The sequence below is a fragment of the Microvirgula sp. AG722 genome (genome assembly GCF_003269145.1).
Lineage (GTDB): Bacteria > Pseudomonadota > Gammaproteobacteria > Burkholderiales > Aquaspirillaceae > Microvirgula > Microvirgula aerodenitrificans.
This window is the reverse complement of sequence record NZ_QLTJ01000034.1, coordinates 1-5,242: the sequence shown is the minus strand read 5'-3', so window position 1 is coordinate 5,242 and position 5,242 is coordinate 1. Positions and strand designations below refer to the sequence as shown.

At 49.6% G+C, this 5,242-nt stretch carries 2 protein-coding genes and 1 pseudogene; 2 read left to right on the top strand and 1 reads right to left on the bottom strand.

What is annotated here, in order from left to right:
• Positions 1-135: IS3 family transposase (locus DFO50_RS18600; RefSeq protein WP_146745109.1), on the top strand; the 135-nt coding region annotated here is incomplete at its 5' end.
• Positions 136-248: 113 nt separating this feature from the next.
• On the opposite strand, the pseudogene DFO50_RS20030 reads toward DFO50_RS18600, so the two are convergent.
• Positions 249-881 (bottom strand): annotated as a pseudogene (locus tag DFO50_RS20030) (integrase core domain-containing protein).
• A gap of 603 nt (positions 882-1,484) precedes the next feature.
• On the opposite strand from DFO50_RS20030, the gene DFO50_RS18590 reads away from it, so the two are divergent.
• A complete protein-coding gene (locus DFO50_RS18590) occupies positions 1,485-4,784 on the top strand; it encodes a GGDEF and EAL domain-containing protein (protein WP_112693013.1) in 3,300 nt (1,099 codons plus the stop codon).
• The last annotated feature ends 458 nt before the right edge of the window (positions 4,785-5,242 follow it).

The window sequence follows — 5,242 nt, the reverse complement described above, 5'->3', positions numbered from 1 at the left end:
AAACGGATCTACAAAACCCGCGATCTGGCCCGCTCAGACGTGTTCGACTACATTGAAGCTTTTTACAACCGCACCCGCCGCCATAGTCACCTGGGCGGCATCAGTCCCGAGGCCTTCGAACGGGCCTCGGCGTGAGGCAGGTATTTGTCTACTGACCCCGGGACAGTCCAGAAATAGGCATCCAAGTTAAGCTATGCAACTTTTTCGATCTGGACTTATCCCCGTACCTCAGGACACTCGTTCCCGCCTCAGGTTGAAGGAATCGCCAGCCGTCTGAACTTCTGTGGGGACCGGTAGCCCAGCGAACTGTGCGGCCTGAATTCGTTGTAATCCTGCCGCCAACGCTCGATCTTGTCACGCGTGTCAGCCAGCGACAGAAACGAATGCACGTTCCGGCACTCATCCCGCAGACTGCTGTTTAGCGACTCGATGAAGGCATTATCCGTGGGTTTCCCTAGCCGCGAGAAGTCCAGTGTGACGCCTTCTCGCGGATTCGCTGCCGCCCGGCGCGATCGTCACGAGGGTGAGGGCGATAAAAATAAGTCGCTTGCCGCAGTTGAACGACAGCGGTGGCGCGGCGAATGCAGACGCGGTACGCGTCGATCAGGAAGTTGGCCAGCTCGCGTTTGTGAGCCGGCTTCACAGTTTTTTTGGATGACTTCCTGCAGCATCTGCTTGTCCAAGCTCAGATCGGCCACCATGCGCTTGAGCCGGGCGTTCTCTTCTTCCAGCTGCTTCAAGCGGCGCAGCTCGCTGACGCCGAGGCCGCCGTATTTCTTCTTCCAGTTGTAGAAGGTGGCCTCGGAGATGCCCATCTTGCGGCAGACCTCTGCGACAGTGGTGCCCGACTCCGCCTGGCGCAGCGCGCCCCCCAAAGCAATAGTTTATTTGACTGATAATCAGTATTGGCAAATGATTGGCTGGATGTAAAATAATCTTGTCATGGCGTAGCATAAACTTGATGTTTTCCATTTTTTTTATATAAGTTTCTGACCGGATAACTAACTTAATTATAGAATATTGTTTCGATATCAGTAGGAAGAAAACAAGCTGCCGTAGCTGGTGTCTGAGGAAAATTGTTCCTTGCAAAGTCAGGAAAAACCCATAAAATTTATTGTAAAATAAATAGTTATGGTTTGGAGGGCTTTTTATTGTTTTGCATCAAATGGTAATTTGTTTATCTCCGGAATTGCACGTTAATAACATTTCAATCCGTGGCAGCAGCATCTCCACAGTGGTGGTTTGCGCTTCAGTGTGATGCCATTTTCATGAATATGACCTGGATCAATGCAGGGTTGAAACTAGGCGGTAACGTACTCAGATGGCCGCATGTGACTGTAAAGTGCTGATATAGGCACCAAAGGAAGTCCCGGGACGGCGTCTGGTCATGAACAGCCATTCGTGCCAGAAGTGGCTATCCAGTCACCGTATTTATACTAAAATTTTAAGTAGTGCAGCCAACGGCATCATTAACGAACTGGGCCATGAAAATGAATGTGAGCTTGCGATGGAAAATTCTGGCCGGTAGCTTGATTGCAGGGGCACTGGCAGCGATCTTGGCCAGCATTGATATTCACAGTGCAGTCAGTGATCTTGTAAAGCAAAAAACGACATCTAACCAATTGGTTGCCTTTGAACGCACACTAAAAATTGCCAGTCAGATTCCGCGAGAGAGAAACGCCTGGGATGTACCCTTGACAAGGAAAAATCCGGCAACGCTGGCCCAGATCGATAATGCAAAAAAAGAAATAGACAAAACTGATGAATTGGTGAATTCAGCCCGGAAAGCGATGATTGCTGCGGGGTTGACTACTACCAGGCTTGATGCTGGGGTCGCGATTTTTAGAAAGATTCGTGTTGCCGCGCAAGAAGAGGCCGCAAAACCAAAGGAAAAGCGTCTTCCCAATATCCATTCTGATATTCAGGATGGTTTTGCCCGAGGGCTTATCCACCTAACGGCTGCGACAGATGAGGCTTTTCTGGCACTGGGGCAGTCTGGAAACAGCCGCCTCGTTCAAGCTGCCGCGCTGGCCAGACTGGCCCAGGAGATGCGGACGATGAATGGGATACGAGCGGCAAATCTGGCCGTTTTTGTCTATGGAGAGGACTTTGCCGGAGACAGAGTTACCACCGTTACTGAAGAATCAGGTGCTGTAGCTTTGTTGGCGAAGCAATTGGAAAAAATGGTGGGTGATCTTGGTGATCAGCCGAAACTGGTCAATGCCTTGGCCTCCATGCGCACAACGTTGATGATAGAAGGAGAACAACGGTTTCGTTCCATCATCAACGCGGCACGGGAGGGACGACCATGCCCCATACCTGCCGTAGAGTGGCACAAATGGGTGAGGTCCGCATTGGACTCGTCCCTCGTCCTTAGGGATGCAGCCTTAGATGTGGCGCATGACCAGAGTTCTAGTTTGTTCCAGGATACAGTGGTAAATTTGGTGTTTGCTTTAACTAGCCTGATTGTAGTTGCCATTGTATTTGCTGGCACCGTATTTCGGGTCAACAAGATGGTGATTCACCCTTTGACTGTCTTGACCGGACTCGTCCGTCGTTTGGCAAATAATGACCTGACCATCAGCATACCTCGAACGACTCGGGAAGATGAAATTGGAGAGCTGACAAAAGCAATTGTTGTGTTCCGCGAGAACGCCATTCAGGTTGAACGACTGGAGGCTGAGCTGCATGCAACGCAGCAGGCGCATATTCTATCCATTACCAATGCACTCCCAGACATTGTTGCCGTGCTTGATACCGATCTTAGATATGTCGTATGCAATCCTGCATATGTAGGCTGTTTTCAGAAAATATTTGGTGAGCATATAGAGCCGGGTATGCTGTTTTTGGAGAAAACCGCAGCGAACCTGCCGCGGAGCGGAGAATTTGAAAATAAATGGCGCAAAGCGCTGAGTGGGGAGAATTTTTCTACTGAGTGGAAATATGACGAAGGTGTAAATGAAATAACTTATGATTCACATTACGGGCCCATATTCAATGCTAATGGTGAATTGATTGGTGCCTTTCATATCGGGAGGGATATAACTCAGAGAAAGAAAGACGAGCTGGAGTTGCGTAAGCTTTCCATGGTAGTGGAACAGGGACCAATGACCGTTGTGGTGACGGATGCGAAAGGGAATATTCAGTACGTAAACAAGGCTTTTACCGAGACAACCGGGTATCAACTGGATGAAGTTCTGGGAAAAAATCCACGGATTTTGAGTAGCGGAATGACGCCTGCTAACGAATATTCTTCTCTATGGACGCAGGTCAGAAGTGGCCGCCCGTGGACAGGTAGGTTCCGTAACAAAAAAAAGAATGGTGGCTTTTATTGGGAAGATGCCGTTATTTTTCCAATTCTTGATGACACTGGGTCCATCGATCATATCGCGGCAATCAAACAGGATGTCACAAAAAGGCTTGAAGCCGAAGAACACATTGCTTTCCTGGCCTCACACGATGAGTTGACTAGACTTCCTAACCGCCTGCTCAGTCGGGACCGTATGGAGCAGTCCATGGCGAACGCTCACCGGGAAAACTGCAAGGTAGCGCTGTTTTTTATAGATCTTGACCGATTCAAATGGGTCAATGATTCCCTTGGGCATTTGGTCGGGGATGCGCTTCTCAGAATGGCGGCGGAACGCATTAAGGATTGTATACGAGAGGCTGATACTCTTGGACGACAGGGGGGGGACGAATTTCTTGTCATCCTTTCCTGTGTAGATGATTTTAATGTGGTTAACCGCGTGGCCACCCGGATTCTGGAACAAATGGCTGATCCGTTTTTCATCGACGGCGTCGAGCTTTTTTTGTCTGTATCAATCGGGGTTTCTGTTTACCCTGATAATGGAAGAGATTTTGATACTCTGCTAAAGCGGGCAGATAGTGCAATGTACCTTGCCAAGGATTCCGGACGAAATACCTATCGGTTTTTTACCGAGCAATCAAATATCGATGCAAATGAATACGTAAGCATTCTTGGCGGGTTGCGGAAAGCTCTGGAGCGTAATGAATTTGTTCTACATTATCAACCACAAATTGATTTGGCAGCGGGCCAGGTCGTCGGTTTTGAGGCGTTGATTCGTTGGAATTCTCCGCAACAAGGTCTGGTTCCACCTCGAGTTTTTATACCCGTGGCTGAAGATAGTGGTTTGATCATCAAAATCGGGGAGTGGGTTTTGCAGGAAGCATGCCTGCAAGCTGCGAAATGGCAATCCATTTGCAGCCATTTGGTGGTAGCGGTCAACCTGTCGGCATTCCAGTTTAAGCGCGGTAATATTCTGCAATGTGTCCAGGATGCGCTAACTAATGCCAATCTGGATCCTTCGCTCCTGGAGCTGGAGTTGACAGAATCCATCCTGATAAAGGATACGGATAATATACTGGCTACAATAAAGGACTTGAAAGCGCTGGGGGTCAGGTTGTCCATTGATGATTTTGGTACCGGATACTCCAGCCTGACTTATTTGCGTCAATTCAATGCGGATAAACTGAAAATTGACCAGTCTTTTGTCCGGGGGGCCCCTCATAATGCCGATGACAATACAATTATTAGGGCAATTGCCCAGATGGCGAGGGAGATGGGTATGAAATCGATTGCAGAGGGGGTAGAGGATGCGGAAACCCTGGATATTGTCCGAAGGCATGGCTGCGATGAGGTTCAGGGATACTACTTTGCCAAACCTATGCCGGCAGATGATGTCACCGATTTCTTGGCCAAGGCAACGCCCTTGATCCGGATTTTGAATGGTGCTTCAGGGGCCGCGGAGGAAGTTCGTCAGTGAAGAACCGGGCTGGGTGCATTCGGTGACGATTTGAACATTGAGGTATTTGGGGCAAGAGCGCCTCTGGTGCAATAAAGGCGGTCTTAGGCATGGTTTCTACTAAAAAGAGGTGGGCCCTAAGTAGGGCATGGACGGGGCTCAAAATGGAATGCCCGGATGCTTACAGATAACTGTGATCTGCACCAGCTGGCTGAAGACGCAAGAAAGAAATGCCAATAAAAGGCAGCACCTCTACTGCACAGCACTGAGGCTGTGCAGTAGGGGGCTATGCCGTACTTCAGCTATTGCTGTTTTCGCCCGCAGCCTCCTCAAAGCACCATATACGACACCCACGGCTCAAACGGAAACCGCCGGATCTCATGCGTACCGATCCCCACGATCTCCTGCAGGGCCCGCGTCTCGCCCGGAAACGACTCGCAGTTGATCTCGTCGAAGGCGACGATGGCGCCTTTCGGCAT